Annotated in this window: 15 protein-coding genes and 1 pseudogene; 6 read left to right on the forward strand and 10 right to left on the reverse strand. The window is 53.6% G+C overall.

All coding sequences use genetic code 11. The annotated features are described in order from the left end of the window. Window positions 1–23: 23 nt before the first annotated feature. Both IEX77_RS06805 and IEX77_RS06810 read right to left on the reverse strand, forming a co-directional pair. A complete protein-coding gene (locus IEX77_RS06805) occupies window positions 24–950 on the reverse strand; it encodes a hypothetical protein (RefSeq protein WP_188808269.1) in 927 nt (308 codons plus the stop codon). 153 nt (window positions 951–1,103) lie between these two features. Then, window positions 1,104–1,601, reverse strand: coding sequence for an HU family DNA-binding protein (locus IEX77_RS06810; RefSeq protein WP_188808270.1), 498 nt, complete (start codon window positions 1,599–1,601; stop codon window positions 1,104–1,106). Window positions 1,602–2,101: 500 nt separating this feature from the next. Here IEX77_RS06810 and IEX77_RS06815 point away from each other — a divergent pair, with 500 nt between their 5' ends. The 5 genes and pseudogenes from IEX77_RS06815 (at window position 2,102) to ccsA (ending at window position 7,157) form a co-directional block, all read left to right on the forward strand. Beyond that, a complete protein-coding gene (locus IEX77_RS06815; protein ID WP_188808271.1) occupies window positions 2,102–2,431 on the forward strand; it encodes a hypothetical protein in 330 nt (109 codons plus the stop codon). Between the two features lie 340 nt (window positions 2,432–2,771). Beyond that, the gene (gene nrfH / locus IEX77_RS06820; protein ID WP_044115531.1) at window positions 2,772–3,362 is read left to right on the forward strand and encodes a cytochrome c nitrite reductase small subunit; all 591 of its coding nucleotides are present in this window, start codon (window positions 2,772–2,774) and stop codon (window positions 3,360–3,362) included. Window positions 3,363–3,418: 56 nt separating this feature from the next. After that, window positions 3,419–4,906, forward strand: a complete 1,488-nt coding sequence (gene nrfA / locus IEX77_RS06825) for an ammonia-forming cytochrome c nitrite reductase (protein WP_188808272.1) — start codon at window positions 3,419–3,421, stop codon at window positions 4,904–4,906. Between the two features lie 131 nt (window positions 4,907–5,037). Further along, window positions 5,038–6,249 (forward strand): cytochrome c biogenesis ResB family protein, encoded by a 1,212-nt coding sequence (locus IEX77_RS06830; protein WP_229770831.1) that lies wholly within the window; start codon window positions 5,038–5,040, stop codon window positions 6,247–6,249. A gap of 119 nt (window positions 6,250–6,368) precedes the next feature. Further along, window positions 6,369–7,157 (forward strand): annotated as a pseudogene (ccsA, locus tag IEX77_RS06835) (cytochrome c biogenesis protein CcsA). 135 nt (window positions 7,158–7,292) lie between these two features. Here the strand turns inward: ccsA and IEX77_RS06840 are convergent. From IEX77_RS06840 to IEX77_RS06850, 3 genes are all read right to left on the reverse strand, one after another. Then, complete coding sequence (locus IEX77_RS06840) at window positions 7,293–7,970, reverse strand: hypothetical protein (protein WP_188808274.1); 678 nt, start codon at window positions 7,968–7,970, stop codon at window positions 7,293–7,295. Between the two features lie 378 nt (window positions 7,971–8,348). Beyond that, on the reverse strand, window positions 8,349–9,920 hold the full coding sequence (locus IEX77_RS06845; protein ID WP_229770832.1) for a Na+/H+ antiporter: 1,572 nt from the start codon (window positions 9,918–9,920) through the stop codon (window positions 8,349–8,351). Between the two features lie 279 nt (window positions 9,921–10,199). Then, on the reverse strand, window positions 10,200–11,453 hold the full coding sequence (locus tag IEX77_RS06850; RefSeq protein ID WP_188808276.1) for a hypothetical protein: 1,254 nt from the start codon (window positions 11,451–11,453) through the stop codon (window positions 10,200–10,202). An 897-nt stretch (window positions 11,454–12,350) separates the two neighbouring features. Here IEX77_RS06850 and IEX77_RS06855 point away from each other — a divergent pair. After that, a complete protein-coding gene (locus IEX77_RS06855; protein WP_229770833.1) occupies window positions 12,351–14,591 on the forward strand; it encodes a glycyl radical enzyme family protein in 2,241 nt (746 codons plus the stop codon). A 251-nt stretch (window positions 14,592–14,842) separates the two neighbouring features. On the opposite strand, the gene IEX77_RS06860 is transcribed toward IEX77_RS06855, so the two are convergent. From IEX77_RS06860 to nqrC, 5 genes are all read right to left on the reverse strand, one after another. Next, complete coding sequence (locus IEX77_RS06860; RefSeq protein ID WP_188808278.1) at window positions 14,843–15,091, reverse strand: GlsB/YeaQ/YmgE family stress response membrane protein; 249 nt, start codon at window positions 15,089–15,091, stop codon at window positions 14,843–14,845. A gap of 212 nt (window positions 15,092–15,303) precedes the next feature. After that, window positions 15,304–16,545: an NADH:ubiquinone reductase (Na(+)-transporting) subunit F gene (gene nqrF / locus IEX77_RS06865; protein ID WP_044124277.1), complete on the reverse strand. Its 1,242-nt coding sequence runs from the start codon at window positions 16,543–16,545 to the stop codon at window positions 15,304–15,306. A gap of 21 nt (window positions 16,546–16,566) precedes the next feature. Then, complete coding sequence (gene nqrE / locus IEX77_RS06870) at window positions 16,567–17,184, reverse strand: NADH:ubiquinone reductase (Na(+)-transporting) subunit E (protein ID WP_044115525.1); 618 nt, start codon at window positions 17,182–17,184, stop codon at window positions 16,567–16,569. Between the two features lie 32 nt (window positions 17,185–17,216). Beyond that, window positions 17,217–17,858 carry an NADH:ubiquinone reductase (Na(+)-transporting) subunit D gene (gene nqrD / locus IEX77_RS06875; protein WP_009433758.1) on the reverse strand — a complete coding sequence of 214 codons (642 nt, stop codon included), beginning with the start codon at window positions 17,856–17,858 and terminating at the stop codon, window positions 17,217–17,219. A 2-nt stretch (window positions 17,859–17,860) separates the two neighbouring features. Continuing rightward, complete coding sequence (nqrC, locus tag IEX77_RS06880) at window positions 17,861–18,595, reverse strand: NADH:ubiquinone reductase (Na(+)-transporting) subunit C (RefSeq protein WP_009433759.1); 735 nt, start codon at window positions 18,593–18,595, stop codon at window positions 17,861–17,863. Between the last annotated feature and the right edge of the window lie 18 nt (window positions 18,596–18,613).

Consider the following 18,613-nt stretch of genomic DNA (forward strand, 5'->3'; position numbering starts at 1 on the left):
CGTTAGCCACATAACACTTACTCCTAAGATTCATCAAGAAATGCTTTGTATTCCTTTACATTCATTATTCGATCTTGGTATCCTAGGGCCTCCGCCGCCTCATGCATCTTTGCATCTCCCGTTACTAGAAGGATCTCCTCATTATTTATAGTGCGTCCTACATGACTTAAGATCATTTCGTCAAATATTGAATTCGATCTCTTTCCCGAGAGATCAAATCCCTCATCAATAAAGCAAGACCAGAAATGAGCACGGAAACAAAGTGATACTGCGTGGCTCTTAACATAAGTGTTTATCATTTCCTCCGAAATAACATTAAAAGCCTCTTCCTCTGGAACACCCTTTAGCCTCATATAAACAGCACAAAGCATAGCACGTGCTGTTTCTCGCTTAAATTCGTCCGATAGGATAGAGGCTTTATATTCTTTGCTAATCTTATCCTCTACCACTCTTTTCGCTGCATCAGCAACAGCGCTTCTGACATCTGATAAATAGGTTGAAACTTGCTCCAAATCACCTCTCATCTTATCCAAGGTCCTTTCTTGAGGATCTTGCGATATTTCATAGAGCAGTCGACCTAACACCTCTTGAGAATACTCTACGCTTGTAAAAGGCTGATCAAAATACTCCTTAGCAATCTGAACCTCAGGCAAAGGAAGAAGCCTAAAGGATGCCTTATCACCCGTATGAAGATACAGCGCTTGAGCGGCATTTAGGCATGATTTAAAATCAGTCGCATCTGAAGGATCTCGGAGATGATTTAAAAGCTCCATTGCCACTACAGAAGACATACTAGCTTCCACTCCTTTCCGAGCTTCCTTATCGACCAACTCTTTTATCCTCGCTTCTACCTCTACAGGCGTCTGAATACGGCCAAACATAGAGCGATATACATTTGTATCAAATACTACAATCATAGTCATAGATATATGTTTTACTTGGATAAACATACAGATAATTCTTGGAACAACTATTCCCAGTCATCTCTCATCTCTATATCCAACATTTTCTGAAACCAGCAATTAAGTTACTGAGAGCCACCCGACGTAATGCTTCTCGGCATCACGTCGGGTGGCTCTGTTTGTTAGCGCTTCGCGGGAGGCTTAGATACCTACGTGGCCGCTGCCGTTACCTGGTTCGGACGTAGAGCCGCCACCTTCAGGCTTCTTTTCCTTCTTCTTAGCCTTGGGCTTAGCCTCCATACGTTCGTAGCTGACCTCTTCGGGACGAAGGCGGAAGTACATGGTATTCGGGCGAAGGTTCACGCGGGGCTCAGTGATGTGCACGTTCGCATTGAACTCGCTCCCGACGGGCACAACCTTGCTCTTAAACGAAGGTGAAAGCGTCCCGAGACGACCGAAGTCCACGATGTCGCCGTTAGCCACGACTTCGCGTGCCATATCAGCAGCGAGGTTGAGCACGCTCTGCACTTCCATGTAATTGAGGGTTGTGTCCTTGGCCACCAACTCGCAGAAGCGCTCGAAGCTCATGCGATGACGACCCGAAGGGGTGGCTTGGATGACTACCTTGCCTTTGTTTGGGCCAACGCCTACCTTGCGTTCGCCGAGGGTGTAACCAATGGGTTTGTTTTTCTTACTCATAATTATTTAAGGTGTCTCCAGATTGTTTGCCCAGCCCCTGTCGGAGACGTTATACAAGGGCAGGAGAATGTGTTTTTCATCCGTCAAAAGGCCGTTCGGTCGCTACCGTCGAAGCCTATGGTGAGAAGACGTATACGTTTGGCGGGCAAAACGTATACGTTTCACGCTCGAAACGTATACGTTTTCATCGCAAGACGTATACGTTTTGTTTGGGATAGGTATACGTCTCGTCTGGGAAAGCTATACGTCTCACTTCTCTACCCTCAAAGGTAGACCTTTCGAACGAATTATACGCTCCTCACCTGAAAACACGCTATCAACCTGCAGGCTTCATAGACAAGCAAAAGAACGAATCCCTAAGATGAGATATACCACCAGTCTGCAGTCAAAAAAAGAATGCTATAATAAACGATCAAAGAACATATTTTCGTCTACAACCCTTATTGATTTGTCAACCGCTATAACTACCTTTGCCTCTGTAATACTAAAGCTAATGCAATATGATGAAATCTATCCTCCTTACGTCAGTCCTACTACTAGGACTATTTTCCTGCGGTGAGAGCGAAACTCGCCCAAAAGAGTACAAAGAAGCAGACAAGGCATTTTGTGATTCTCTGCGCTCATGGGGTGCTGCAGACGCCCATATCGATGATCATAGCATCCTCCTTTTCGGTGCCTACAAAGGCCAGATTGTTGCTGACCCAGATGAGGTCGCTAAATTATGGTATGAACATGCTACTGGCATAGGCATAAAGGGATTGAAAGGCTGTCGCATTGTGGAACTGCCTGCAAATAAAATTCTCGGCTCCTATTACCATAGTGGAGAGTAGAGTCACACCCTAAAAAGGAACAATGATCCCAAGCACTCTATCGGTTTGCTTGGGATCATTCTTTTTCTCAATAGCCATTGAACATATGGGAAGCGCCTACATCCCCAAACCACCTAAAAACGGAGAGTTTGTATAGGCAAAACATTGTTGCTGGAGTTATTCCACAGCGAAAGGGAGTCCTCCGATCCCCCCCATTTATCACCAATAAAAGAGCATGCCTTTCAAACACCTTAACGCCGCAGAATACCAGCGCAGTAGCTCCCTTAAAAAGCTAAAGAAATTGGCTGTAGGAGCAAAGAAAAGTTGATTATATTTGTGACGTATTCATCACTTAGACCTCATGATAATGAACCGATTCCTCCAACGACTACCGCGCTTGAGCTACCGTGCCAAGGTGGCCATGCTGCTCGTGTGTGGCGTTGTGGTGGGTTTAGGTGGGCTCTTCCTCTATCTGCTTAGGTTCCACACCTACTTAGGAGATGACCCCTCGGCCTGTGTCAACTGCCACATCATGACTCCTTACTACGCCACGTGGATGCACGGCGCCCACGCCCGCAACACCACGTGCAACGACTGCCACGTACCGCACGACAACGTCTTCCGCAAATACTTCTTCAAGGGGAAGGACGGTATGAACCACGTCTACAAGTTCGTCACGCGCCAAGAGCGTCAGGCCATCCAAGCCATCGACGAGAGTGCTGAGGTAATCATGGAAAACTGCGTGCGCTGCCACGCCACCCTCAATACCGAGCTTGTCAACACGGGGCGTATCACCTACATGGACGCCAAGTGCGACGAAGGGAAAGCCTGCTGGGATTGCCACCGCGACGTGGCCCACGGCAGGATGAACTCCCTCTCCTCGACCCCAGGGGCCGAAGTACCCCTGCCCGACTCGCCAGTGCCCGACTGGCTGCAGAAGATGCTGAACTAAGCATCCTCACCACGCAAGCATAATATCAGAATAACAAATAAAAGAGACTCAAAATCATGGCACAACAATTGAAACGTTGGCAGGGATGGCTCCTATTCGGAGGCTCTATGGTCGTAGTCTTCGTCCTCGGACTCATCGTCTCCTCACTCCTGGAGCGCCGCGCCGAGGTGGTGAGCATCTACAACAACCGCAAGCACATCTTCAAGGACGCTATCGTGGCACAGAACGAGCTGTTCGCCGAAGACTTCCCCCGTGAATATCAGACGTGGCTCAAGACTGCCGACACCACCTATCAGGGTGAGTTCAATAGCTCGCAGCGTGTCGACGTGCTCGCTGCCCGCCCCGAGATGGTCGTGCTATGGGCTGGCTACTCCTTCTCTATGGAGTACAACACGCCTCGTGGTCACAAGCACGCTATCGAAGATTTGAACGAGATCCTTCGTACCGGCTCCCCTGGCGTGAACGGCAACAAGGATATCCAGCCCGGTACCTGCTGGACATGTAAGGGCCCCGACGTGCCCCGCATCATGAAGGAGAAGGGTATCGCTGAGTTCTACAAGGCACCCTGGAGCCAGTGGGGATCCGAGATCGTGAACACCATCGGCTGCTCCGACTGTCACGATGCCCGCACCATGAAGCTCAAGCCCGCACGCCCCGCCCTCTACGAAGCCTTCGAGCGTCGTGGCGAAGATGTCTCCAAGCAGTCCCACCAGCACATGCGCTCACTCGTCTGTGCCCAGTGCCACACCGAGTACTACTTCAAGGGTGATGGCAATTACCTCACCTTCCCCCACGACAAGGGCTTCACGGTCGAGGACATAGAGGCTTACTACGACGAGATGAACTACTCCGACTATACGCACAAGATCTCTCGCGCTCCTATCCTCAAGGCTCAGCACCCCGACTACGAGCTGTGGCGTATGGGTATCCACGGCCAGCGCGGCGTATCGTGCGCAGACTGCCACATGCCCTACGTGAGCGAAGGCGGTGTGAAGTACTCTGATCACCAGATCACCAGCCCACTGGCGAAGATCGATAAGACCTGTCAGACCTGCCACCGCGAGGATGCTGAGACGCTCCGTCAGAACGTCTACGAACGTCAGCGCATGGCTAATGACGTGCGCAACCGCGTAGAGAAGGAGCTTGCTAAGGCCCACATCGAAGCTAAGTACGCTTGGGATAGCGGCGCTACCGAAGCCGAGATGAAGGACGCTCTGCAAGCTATCCGCAAGAGCCAGTGGCGCTGGGACTTCGCTGTCGCCAGCCACGGTGCTTCCTTCCACGCTCCACAGGAAGTGACGCGTATCCTCGGTCAGAGCCTCGGCTATGCTGAGGAAGCTCGCCTTGCCATCGCCAAGGTACTGGCACGCCACGGCTTCTCTGGTGACGTCCCCATGCCTGACATCTCTACGAAGGAAAAGGCTTGGGCTTACATCGGCCTTGACGGCAAGAAGCTCCAGGCTGATAAGGCAGAGTTCATGAAGACCGTCGTACCTAAGTGGGTGCAGTCGGCTAAGGCACAAGGCAAGCTCATCGAGCTCTAAGCCGAGCCTGTTGCCCTGACACACATCTAAGTATCCCTACTTCAGCGCGGCGACAGACCTCATCGTCTGCCGCCGCGCTTTCGATATAAATCCCAACCGCTTCCCCGTCTATGTTCAACGCACTCTGGAAAATGAGAGAAGGCTTCGTCACTGGCGCAGGCCTGATCCTCGTTGGGCTACTGCTGCAGTACACGGCAGGCCCGATCGACTGGTCAGCCTTCGCCTTCCCGGTGAATGCCATCGTCCTTGCTCTCTACCTCCTCCTGCTCGTCATCATCTACGCGCTACGTCATCGGGTCCGCCTCTTCTCCTACCTCTTCACTGTCGAGGCGGCTGTCCCCACACTCATCTACGCAGCTATACTCACCGTAGCTATGGGGCTCACCCGTCAGGTAGCCCCCCACGAGCGAGCCATCGACCCCATTGGTCTCACACGAATGCTGTCCTTCTGGCCCTTCGTGCTTATCTACGCCCGCCTTACCGGCATCGTGGGGCTCATCGCGATACGACAGATCTTACACTTCCGCCTGAGAGAGGTGCCTTCGCTGCTCTCCCACATCGGGCTCTTCATCGCCATCGTCGCTGCGACGCTTGGCAGCGCCGATATGGAGCGTGTGAAGCTCAAGGCCACCACCGACATGCCCGAGTGGCGCGCCACCCACGATCTGGGCTTCATGGAGCTCCCGCTGGCCATCCAGCTGGAGAAGTTCACCATCGACGAATACCCTCCCAAGCTCCTCCTCATCAATAGTAAGACAGGGAAGTCCATACCAGAGAAGAACCCACAGATCGTCCTTATCGATAAGCACTTCCATGAAGGCATGCTATCGCAGTGGCGCATCCGTGTACACAAGAACTATCCCCTCGCTGCCCCCGTCATCACTGCCGACACGACGAAGTACGTGGAGTGGGGCTCATCGGGCGCTGTGACGGCACTCCTCGTCGAGGCCCAGCCAATGAAGAATGGCAAGGAAGTGGGTAAGCCCATCATCGGATGGGTCACCTGCGGTAGCTACCTCTTCCCCTTCCAAGAGCTGAAGCTCACGAAGGACCTAAGCCTCGTGATGGCACGCCGTGAACCCGAGCGCTACGCCTCACGCATCCATATCTATACGCAGACGCAGAAGAACATCGTCGCCACCGTCGAGGTCAATAAGCCCGTGACGGTCGACGGGTGGAAGATCTACCAGCTCAGCTATGATGAAGCGATGGGTCGCTGGAGCGAGACCAGTACCTTTGAGCTCGTCAAGGATCCTTGGCTCCCCGCTGTCTATGTGGGCATCTACCTTCTCCTGGCTGGCGCTATCCTCACCTTCATCACAGCACAGAAGCGCCGCCGCTAAGTAAGGCGACCTGAGTGTAGGGGAAGTCCCTACCCCGAGCACGCACCGCTCCAATGGCTGACGGACAAGCTACCCTACCCCTTCTGCTTCTTCACCCCAACCCTATCAACTCTATCCTCATGACTTGGGATTCCTTCATATTCTTCGCTATCCCTGCCCTCCTTCTGTGGGCGGGTGGTGCTTGGACGGCTTGGAAAAAGCGTCCACTACCGACCTATCTCCTCACTGCTGCAGGGCTGCTCGTTTACTTCGCCTTCATCCTCGGGCTGTGGATGTCGCTGGAGCGCCCGCCCCTTCGCACGATGGGTGAGACCCGTCTGTGATACGCCTTCTTCCTCCCCACGGCGGGGCTGATCGTCTATTCGCGCTGGCGCTACCCTTGGATCCTTGCTTTCAGCACCATCCTGGCAGGCGTCTTCACCACGATCAATATCGTCAACCCCGACATCCACAACAAGACGCTCATGCCAGCGCTACAGAGCCCATGGTTCGCTCCGCACGTCATCGTCTATATGTTCGCCTACGCCGTGCTGGGTGCCGCTGCACTGATGTCGGCCTACCTACTGTGGTTCAAGAAGTCACCCATCAACGATCACGAGATGGATATCTGCGACAACCTCGTGCAGGTCGGCTGGGCGTTCATGACCGTCGGTATTCTCTTCGGGGCGCTCTGGGCGAAGGAAGCCTGGGGGCACTACTGGGCGTGGGACCCCAAGGAGACTTGGGCTGCTGCGACATGGTTCGCCTATCTGGCTTATATCCACGTGCGCATCCGTTCGGACCGCTACCGCCGTGCAGCGCTCTGGGGGCTCTTCATCTCGTTCATCCTCCTGCAGATGTGCTGGTGGGGCATCAACTACCTACCCTCTGCCCAAGGCGTCAGCGTCCACACCTACAGCTTGGGCTAAGGCGCTCCGCCCATAAGCCTCTCTAAAAGCAATCGTCCCCACCCGCAGCCTCTACAGGTGGGGACGATTACTATTGCTCTACCTAATCCTAGAACTCTTACTCTACAGGAACAAAGTCAGTGGCATCAGCCTTCCTTAGTCAGTGGCATCAGCCTTCCTTTTTCCAGGCTGAGGTTTGGTATAAGGCATACTGAGTAGCTTGTATGACCTCAAGAACAATTCATTTGTATCTGCATCATCTTTACTTGCCTCAAGAGTCGGGTCCAAGATCTTATCCTTAAACTTATCATTGGCAATATACTTAAACACCACAGCCCCCTTTGATAGCACATCATCTCTGAGATCATTAAGCGCTTCAGTTGCATCCTCAAGCTCTTTATTTAGCTTGGGTCTAACTTTAGGGGAGGCAAAAATAATTTCATACTTATAGTCTTCGGGGAAGTAACTGCGTAGAAGCAGATAGGAACGCAGAAGCTTCTTCTTAAAGCTCTTTATTGTCCTATCCTCGTTCTTGTAATTCAGCCCGTCCTCATGATAGGCGATGTCCATCACATACATCTTCTTTTCGAAGAGGTTAATTCCAAGAATATCTATTTCAGCCTGTTTTAAAAACTGTGAGAAGCTGGGCTTAGTCTTTCCTTGAAATGATAATAGACCATCCTTTACAAGCCTCTCAAAAGCTTCACTTGCGTCTTTTACTTCACCAAGAAAATCCCACTGACTCGAGCTTTTCCAGTTCGTCTGATAGATCACGCATCTCTTCACGTGCTTGAGGTAGCTCACGGCTAGGGACTCTCCGATTTCGATTTTCATGCGACTTGTTGTTTATAGGGTTTGATGATATGCAAAGCTACGAAGAATAATCCCCCCCTTGCGAGACGTAGCTCCATAGCTATAGCGCCCAGTGAGTGATGATTGACAGGTCGATTCGCAAACGACTACTGCTCTGCATACGGACGACTATTGGTTTCGGGGCAAACCACTACTCGTCCGTATGCAAACCACTACTCGTCCGCACTCGGAACAACTACTGGTTTGAGTGCGAACGACTATTACTTTCACTCTCGCCTCCAACGGCTTCACGCCACTTCCTCGGGGAAGGACGGCTTGCACATAGATGCGGCAGCCCTAAGAAACGATACGTCCCCACCCGCAGCCTCGGCTGCGGGTGGGGACGATTGCTTTCAGAGCTTATTCGTACTTCAGGCGCTCCTGCTCCAGGTCGATCCTTTGAATAAAGCGATTCACGATATCCTCATTGATATTAGCATGCTCCTTATTCAAGTGATAGAGGTACAGGCGCTGCTGATCCAAGATATTCGAATAAAGCTCATTCGACGCGTCATAGAGCGGGGTCTGCCCCTCCTCCTCCAGCTGCGTCATCCAGTGGGAGACCATCGACTGCAAGTGCTGGCTATCGCTGATGAGCTCACACATCTCGTTCTCTCGGAGATAGCGCAAGCTGACATCAGCAAGGCCTTTGCGTATGATTGACTCGGTCTCTTGCTCGGGGAGGTAATCATTGAAGGCAGGGAGCTTCATCCGCTCGATCAAGATAGGCAGGGTGAGCCCCTGTAGAAGCAGGGTAACCAGGATCACGACGAAGGTGATATAGATGATCATCGAGCGCTCTGGGAAAGGCACCCCCGCCTCAGTCACCATCGGGATGGAGAGAGCGGCTGCCAAGGACACGACACCGCGCATGCCCGACCAGCCCAAGATGAAGGGGACATGCAAGCCATAGTAGTTCGGGTCGGCCACCTTGATAAATCTCCGCATAAAGAGCGTGATCATAATCGCCCCGTAGCTACATACCATACGGATGAAGATCAGCACCGCTGAGATTAATAGCCCATACCATGTCGCCGTGACCAAGCTGGTACCATCCTCACGTATGCCAGCCACCACCTCTGGCAGGTCCAGCCCGATAAGCAGGAAGACCAGACCATTCAGCAGGAAGCCAAAGTTATGCCAGACGCTCACACCGCTTAGACGCGAGGTGCTATCCATGAAGAGGACATTCCGAGTATTCAAGAGCAAACCACCGGATACGACAGCGATGACCCCTGATGCCCCCACCTCTTCGGCAGCGATATACATGATATACGGCGATATCAGCGAGAAGACCACATCGACCTTATCATCAGTAGGCAGGTAGTGATGTAGCTTGATCATCACCCAGGCTACCAAGAGCCCGACCAATAATCCTCCTACAAGCATCCACACGAAGCTACCTGCTGCTTGATACCAGACAAACTGCCCCGTACCAACGGCAACGAGGGCCACGCGCATGATGATCAAGGAGCTGGCATCATTGAAGAGGCTCTCCCCCTCCAATATGGAGGAAAAGCGCTTCGGCACCTTCACAAAGCGCATGATCGCCTGAGCGCTTACGGCATCAGGAGGCGAGATGATCCCCCCGAGCAAGAAGCCTAAGGCAATCGAGAAGCCGGGTAAGATAGCGTTTGCCACAAGGGCCACCACACAAGCTGTGATAAAGACGACAAGGAATGCAAAGCTCAAGATGATACGTCGCCACTTCCATAGCTCTTTCCATGAAGCCCCCGAAGCAGCCTCAAAGAGCAGCGGCGGGAGGAAGATAATAAAGATCCATTCGGGCTCCACCTTTATTTGTGGCATTCCGGGTATCAAGCTCAGCGCCAAGCCTGCCAAGACGAGCAAGATAGGGTAAGCGATCTTGATCTTATTCGCCAGCATGGTCAGCATACAGATGATGACCACCAGCGAGATGATAAAGAGCATTTCAAATATCATCTATTCGAATTCTTATGAGGGTTAATCCTGTCGCGCACATATACCACGGACTACCGGCGAAATAAACTCTATGGAAATCCCTGTGAGCACATCATTCTCGTGCCCCTTCAGGGCGTGCAAAGATACGAAGAATAGGCCTCACCGATGGAAGCGACACGTCCCCACCCGCAGCCTCGGCTACGGGTGGGGGCGTGTATTTATCGTCTCGCGACTTTCTCTTACAGGCTATCGGTAATTATTGGGGAGAGCCGAGTCACCCAGCTGTTACTACGGGCCGATCGTCACATAAGATTTCCGTGGATTGCAGGCTGTCGTAAAGATGACGATACTGGGAGTACGCACACCAGGCATCGTCTCCCCTCCAATTAGCATACCATCCATCATAGAAGAACACCTATCCAGATAGACCGCATCTGCTCGGCCATCGAAGCGAAATCCGCTTTTCGCTTCCCCCCTCCCTCTCGACCTATCGAAGGAGTACCAGTCGCTGCAGAAACCATACCATGCAGGGTCATGGCTGAGATAAGCACGCTGCTCTGCCTGTAGCTTCTTCACCAGTCGACGATTGCCCTTAGCTTTCGCTGCCTTCAGATCCTTCTCTCGCTGAAGTGCCGTCACAAAGAGATCAGCCCGCACCCCACCAGAGAAGATATCGCTGAACTCCGAGATATAGCCTCCTCCAAAGCCATGGGCAGCGATGGGGTCATCGGGTGCGATCTTGTAAGTCTGCCACTGCTTCGTCTGAGGTGTATAAGTCATATAGGCGACATCGGCCTGGACTCGTTGATCGGGCTCATCTACACCTGTGAATGATCCCATAACACCTAAGTACGGGCCGCCGGAAGAAGTGTTGCTTTCATCCAGATTCCTCATAGCTACGAGCTTGAGGAAAGGGCTATGCGGATAAGGCGTCTCCTCACGCCACTCCTTTTGCGGACGGCTGAGGTCGAGAGACAGGACGGTATTGGAGAGCTTCCCATTCACACGGCCCCCTATGAGGTAGAGCACATCCTCTATGCGAGCTGAAGCCATCCCACTACGAGGCTCTGGCAAGCTGGGTAGCGGAGTGATCTCCACGCCAAGGCTATCGCTCAGCTGAATCATATAGGCGTCACTTAGGTCTCCCGCAGCAGACTGCCCACCTACGACGATGAGCTTATCACCATACAGCTGGAAGGCCGCATAGGCCGTTGGGTGGGGCAAATGCCCTACGAGCTTCCACCCCATATCCAGCTCCGAAGCCTTTGTCTCACAAGCAAGATTAAATGCGCCAAGATAGTCGGCAATATAGATCTCAGAATAGTAGCGCTTCGCTCCACCCTCTCGAGCTGGGCGGTCGGGGAAGTTACACCCACCAGCCATCACAAGTTGTCCCAGATCTAGCTCTCCCGCTATATGTCCCGACACCCCCTTGGCATAGGCGGGGTCTAACTGAGGCGTCCTGGCCTCGAACATGCGATAATCCTCTTGCGCCTGCGATGTGCCGTAGCTTCCACCCACCGCAAGCAGGAAGAGAGCCATCAGTCGCACTCTATATAGTATGCTATTCATCATTGTCTATTCACTATTTATTAGCCTGCAGGGACGGATGTCCTCGGCGTCATTTGGCAGCGTAAAGATGAGAATAATCGGCAGCATGACCATAGGCTTCTAACACCCCCTTCTCGGGAGGGGGTGCTACCGACCTATATAGGTTAGCGGGTGAACCTATATAGGTCACGACGCGGAGCTATACTGGTCGTCACGTCAACCTATATTGGTCGGAGCAGCGACCTATATAGGTTCGCACACCCCACTCCCCAATATGCCCCTCCGAAGTGATACGCAAGCCCTTCGCCTTATCGCGCGTATTCCTCTTATCCAGCGGAGGGAAAAGCATCGTTCTCGTGAAGAAAAAAGCGCCATCACGTAGTAGTTTTCCTCTGTCTATGTACGTAGTCTTAAAGACCAGGCGCGTAAATCCCAATATCCACGTACGTAGATGTTAGATCCACGTACGTAGCCCAAACTTATCTGCCACTCGTCCGCAACTTTTATCCCTACGTGGAGTAACAACCCCTATATATAATGTATAGATGAGGGAGGCGGGAAAGGGGTGCATCGGAGCAGGTGAGGGTGAGATTTCGGGGGTAGGGAAAGGGGCAATTTCGTCCCTTCTCGGGGGTGGTCAAGAGGGGAAAAAGAGGGGGCAAAGGGGCAAAAAAAATGTATCTCATTGAGGCATAAAGCGGTGCGATTTTGGGCTGAACTTTTAGGGGAAAGTGCGGTTTTGTTTTTGTAGCTTTGCACAACAATTGGGGGAAATCCCACGGATGTCCCCTCGTAAATATTACATTTTCAACAACCATCATGACAGAGAGCAAACGCGCTTTATCTGAATACGTTTACCAAAGTAAGTATTCCTTGTTCCGCGAAGACTTGGGTCGTAAAGAGACCTGGGACGAGAGCGTCGAACGTATCCGCCAGATGCACCTGACGCACCTGGAGCGCTTCGCCCCCCAGGCGCTACAAGACGAGTGGTTCATGACCCAGTTCAATGAGGCCATCGACTACTACAAGCTGAAGAAGTTCGTTGGGTCCCAGCGCAACCTCCAGTTCGGCGGCGAGCCCGTCCTGAAGTCCTCAGCGAAGTCGTACAACTGTAGCTACTCGCACTGTGACCGCCTTGAGGTCTTCCGTGAGATCGAGTGGCTCCTGCTCAGTGGCTGCGGCTGCGGTCTCTCCGTAGAGCAAGCCCACGTAGACAAGCTCCCTGCACTCCTCCCCGCCAGCGAGCTGTCTCAGGAAAGCGAAGCCTATGTCATCGGTGACAGCATCGAGGGCTGGGCTGACTCCATCCACCGCCTCCTCGAATACTACTTCATCCCCGGGGTAAAGAAGCCCGTCTTCGACTACTCTGAGATCCGCCCCAAGGGTGCCAAGATCGCTGGGCGCTTCATCGCTCCCGGACCTGACGGTCTGCGTATGGCACTTGATAGAATCCGTGCCCTGATGAAGGCTGCCGTCGCAGCTGGTCAGAAGCGCCTCTCTGCCCTGCAGTGCACCGACATCATCGCGCACTTGGCTGACTCCGTCCTCTCGGGTGGTGTCCGTCGCTCGGCGCTGATGATCCTCTTCTCTCCCGAAGACACGGAGATGGTGAACTGTAAGCACGGCGACTGGTTCACCACCAATCCCCAGCGTGCTCGCTTCAACATGTCGGCCGCTCTCAACCGTGGCGAAGTCGATCGCTCACTCTATGAGTCGCTCTTCGAAGCTATGCGTACGAGCGGTGACCCCGGTCTCTACTGGAGAGATAAGTTCGGCGTAGGCTGTAACCCCTGCTGCGAAATCGGCTTCTTCCCCACGGACAAGAATGGCGATACGGGCTGGCAGGTATGTAACCTTGCCTCCATCAATGGGATGGAATGTACTAGCGAAGAGGAGTTCTACAAGATCTGCCGCTGCGCGTCCACGCTCGCAACCGTGCAGGCTACCTATATGGACTTCCCCTACCTCGGACAGGCTACGACGAACATCATCCAGTCCGATCCCCTCATCGGTGTATCCATCGGCGGGATCATGAACAACCCTCAGATCCTCACGAACAAGGATATCCTCGCCGTCGGGGCTATGCAGGTGCGCCAGCAGAACTCTCAGTGCGCTCGCATCCTCGGCATCAACCCCGCCAGCCGTACGACCTGCGTCAAGCCTGATGGTACGGTGAGCCTCCTGCTCGGTATGACCTCGGGTATCCACGGCGCTTACGCTAAGCGCTACCTGCGCAGCGTCGAGGCCAACATCGAAGAGCCCAACCTCAAGGCTTACGAAGAGGCTAACCCCAAGGCTGTACAGCCCAACATCTTCAAGCCCGCTACGGACAAGAAGATCTTCTTCCCCATCGAAGAAAGCGAAGACACTCTTCTGCGCAGCGAACTCAGTGGCATCAAGCTCCTCGAGTACGTCAAGCTCGTCCAGCAGAGCTGGGTCATCCCCGGCATGAGCGACATGGAGTCTCCCATCAAGAATAATGTATCGAACACCGTCGACGTGCCCAACGACCAGTGGGATGCCGTCTGCGACTGGGTCTGGGAGAACCAAGACTACATCGCTGGTGTGACCTTCCTCTCCACCTACGGCGATATGGACCTGCCTCAGGCTCCTATGTGCAAGGTCTCGACGGCTGAGGAGATCCTCCGCGAATACGGCGTCGGTAGTATGTTCGCTTCGGGTCTCGTCGTGGACACGATCGAGGTCTTCGGCGACCTGTGGAAGGCTTGCGAATCGGCTCAGGGCCGTGGCGAGCAGCTCTTCGTCTCGGACTACGCTATCGATGACTACATCCAGCGTCACAGCGTCGAGGGCGAAGCCCCCTGCCTGGACCGCGAGCACGTGCGTGGTATCCTCGCAGCACGCCTGCAGGACAAGGTCGAGAACCTCGCTGCTAAGCGCGATATCGTCCGCCGTATCGAGAAGTTCGCCCACAACTACTACCGTGGCGATATCTACAAGGCGGTGAACGTGCTGAAGAGCGTGAATAACCTCCACCTCTTTGAGCTCCTGAAGAAGACGTACAAGCCAGTAGACTGGAAGAGCGTCGACTTCTCTGGCAAGCAGTTCACCAATGCCGATGAGCTCGGTGCAGCCTCCTGCGCTGGTGGTGCCTGCGAGATCAAGTAACGACTCCCCCGCCTCCCTGTGAGGCACTCGAATAAAGCACAAGCCCCCGAGTAAGCAAGTGAGCTTACTCGGGGGCTTATCTATTGGGGGAAGGGCCTCGTAGCTGGGCTACAAGAGGCCCAAATAGAGGGAGAGGAAGCAGCGTATATACGCAGGGAAATCTCCGTATATACGGAAATATATTTTCGTATATGCAGAATTTTATTTCTGTATATGCGAAAATTCAGCGCCTTATATACGGTCGTCCGTCCCTATTTCTTCTGCTTGACTAGCAGATTCATTACGAATAGGATGACGATAGCGCCAATGGCTCCCGTCAGGAAAGAGCCGATCCAGCCTTCGCCTAGAGAGGTATTGAAGACCTTCTCCAAAAGCCACGAACCTACGCCACTCCCCAGAATACCGACGATGATATTCCCGAGAAGACCAAGGCCACTACCTCGATAGATAATCCCGCCCAGCCATCCGGCCAGGGCTCCTGTAATCAGTGTTGCGATCATACTTACAAGCTTTACTATTAAATTCAGCTACGAAGGTAAGGTTTATTAGCTGGAAGGCAAGACGTCAAGGATCGGCGCCTTCCCCCTTACGCTCAGACCTCCTCGGACTTCCCACAAAAAGAGCCTCCCCACCGTCAGCACGGAGCTAACGGTGGGGAGGCTTTGTATTGGACTTCGCCAGCCCCCCCGAAGGAGGCAGGCCCAGCGGTGTACTATCCGCCGAAGTCGTCGAAGAAGAGCTGGCTACGCTCTACGCCGAGGTCTTCGAGCATCTTCTTCACGGCGTTGGCCATAGGACCAGGGCCGCACATATAGTACTCGATATCTTCGGGCGCATCGTGATCCTTCAGATAGTTGTCGTAGATGACCTGATGGATGAAGCCGACGTAGCCGGTCCAGTTGTCTTCGGGCTGGGGGTCAGAGAGCGCGATGTGGAAGCTGAAGTTGGGGAACTGCTTCTCGATCTCGCGGAAGTCCTCTTCGTAGAAGATCTCCTTCTTGCTTCGTGCACCGTACCAGTAAGAGACCTTACGGCCCGTGTGGAGCGTGCGGAAGAGGTGGAGGATCTGAGCACGCAGAGGAGCCATACCAGCACCACCACCGATGTAGAGCATCTCAGCATCCGTGTCCTGGATGTGGAAGTCCCCGTAAGGACCGCTCATACGGACCTTGTCACCAGGCTTCAGCGAGAAGATGTAGGACGAGGAGATACCAGGAGATACGGGGAGCCACTTGTGCGTAGCGCGGTCCATAGGAGGCGTAGCGATACGGACGTTGAGCGTGATGATGTTCCCCTCGGCAGGGTAGTTAGCCATCGAGTAAGCACGGATGGTCTCCGTATCATTCTTACAGGTCAGGCTCCACATATCGAAGTGATCCCAGTCGCCACGGAACTTCTCATCGATGTCGTAGTCGGCATACTTGATGTCGTAGGGAGGGATGGTGATCTGCGCGTAGCTACCGCTCTGGAAGTTCATCACTTCACCCTCGGGGAGCTTCACGACGAATTCCTTGATGAAGGTCGAGACGTTGCGGTTCGAGACGACTTCGCACTCCCATTCCTTGACGCCGAAGACCGACTCAGGCACGATGACCTGCATGTCTTCCTTGACCTTGGTCTGGCAAGCCAGACGCCAGTGTTCCTTCTGCTCCTTGCGAGAGAAGAAGCCCGTCTCAGTAGGCAGGATTTCCCCACCACCTTCGACGACACGGCAGCGGCACTGACCGCACGAACCGCTACCACCGCAAGCGGAGGAGAGGTAGATATTCTCACCCTGCAGAGTGCTCAGCAGCGTACCACCGATGGGTACTTCAGCTTCCTTCTCCCCATTGATGGTGAGCTTGACGTTGCCTGATGGGACGAGCTTGCTCTTAGCGACAAGCAGGACGATCACCAGGAGCAGTGTGACCACGAGGAAGATGCCCACACTGACGAGTATAATGGTTGTATTCATTTCGTTGAGTCTTCGCTTTCGTTACATCTTGACACCAGAGAAGCTGAGGAAGGCAATCCCCATGAGCGCCGTGACGATGAAGGTGATCCCGAGGCCACGCAGGGGCTTGGGCACATCAGAGTACTGGAGCTTCTCACGGATAGCAGCCATCCCGACGATAGCGAGCATCCAGCCGATACCGGAGCCGAAGCCATAGATGGTAGCTTCACCGATGGTAGGGAATTCACGCTGCTGCATGAAGAGTGATCCACCGAGGATAGCACAGTTCACAGCGATCAGCGGGAGGAAGATCCCGAGCGAAGCGTAGAGCGAGGGGCTGAAGCGCTCGACAAGCATCTCCACAAGCTGCGTGAAAGCGGCGATGACGGCGATGAAGATGATGAAGGAGAGGAAGGAGAGATCTACACCTGCGGCATCAGCACCGATGAGCCAGTCAAGCGCCCCCTGCTTGAAGACTTTGGTCTCGAGGAGGTAGTTGATAGGCAGCGTGCAGGTCAGGATAAACGTGACAGCGATACCCAGGCCAAAGGAGGTCTTTACGTTCTTCGATACTGCCAGGAAGGAGCACATCCCCAGGTAGTAGGCGAAGATCATGTTATCGATGAAGATCGACCTAAAGAATAAGGCTAATGAATCCATTCTTTGTTAGTTCTTATTTGCGTGGGTAAAGGTTAGTTTTCCTGAAGCTCCTTGTTGTACGAGCGGTGGATCCAGATGAGCACAGCCACGGAGATAAGGGCCATAGGAGGCAGGATCATCAGACCGTTGTTGACATAGCCGTGGATACCATCGGTAGCGTAGAAGCTCTGAGGGATGATCTGGAAGCCGAGGAGCGTACCGGAGCCGAGGAGCTCACGGAAGAAACCTACAGCGACGAGGACAGCACCATAGCCAAGACCGTTCCCGATACCATCAAGGAAGGATTCCCAAGGGCCGTTACCCAGAGCGAAGGCTTCGAGACGACCCATGAGGATACAGTTCGTGATGATCAGCCCGACGAAGACGGAGAGCTGCTTGCTGACGTCGTAAGCATAAGCCTTGAGGACTTCGCTGACGATGGTCACCAGGGTAGCTGCTACGACGAGCTGCACGATGATGCGGATACGGTTAGGGATCGTCTTACGCAGGAGCGAGATGACGACGTTGGAGAAGGCGACGACGACCGTCACAGAGAGTGCCATGACGATAGCGGGCTCGAGCTTAGAGGTTACAGCCAGCGCGGAGCAGATACCGAGCATCTGCACCATGATGGGGTTGTTCTTGCTGAGTGGCCCGAGGAGCGTTTCTTTATTCTTTTTATTCCAGAGAGACATGGCTACTGAGCGTTATAGGTTTCAAGAAATTTTTGGAAGGGCTTGAGCGAGGCAGCGAGCATATCGTTCACACCATTGCTGGTGAGCGTACCGCCCGAGATACCATCGACGTAGTCCTTATCCTCGACCTTCTGGCCATTCTTGACGACAGCGATACCGGTGAAGGCGCCTTCACGGAAGATGTGCTTACCCTTGAACTGGGCAGAGAAGTGTGGCGTGGAGATTTCAGCACCGAGACCTGGGGTTTCCCCAGCGTTGCCGAAGTCAGCCCCATCGACCGTAGAGTGATCAGCAGCATCGATAGCGATGTATCCCCAGATCTTGTTCCACAGACCTGCACCATTGAGGGGGAGGACGTAGAGGGTCTTCCCGTTGACCTCAGCGACGTAGACGGGGAGGTCTTGCTTCTCACCCTTAGCGATGAGCTTATAGGAGAGCTCGGTGTTGGCATTGAAAGCGTCGCTCTTACCGACTTCTTCCCCTTCGAAGGTCTTGACGACCTGGCCCTCTTCGTTGACGAGGAGTTCCTTCTTGATGAGGTCCTTGTAGGTGGAGATGACGGCGGACTTATCAGGGCTCTGACCAAGTGCGCGGAGGATCTGCTGCATCTTGTCGATGTTCGCATTCTCCTGCTGTGCGGGACGCAGGACGATCGCTGCACCTGCCAGGAGGACTGCAGCGAGGATGACCATCACCGCAGCATAGATCAGTACATAAGAATTCTTATCTCTATTCATCGTTGTAGCGGTGTTGGA

Source organism: Porphyromonas pasteri, assembly GCF_014647755.1.
GTDB classification, from domain to species: domain Bacteria; phylum Bacteroidota; class Bacteroidia; order Bacteroidales; family Porphyromonadaceae; genus Porphyromonas; species Porphyromonas pasteri.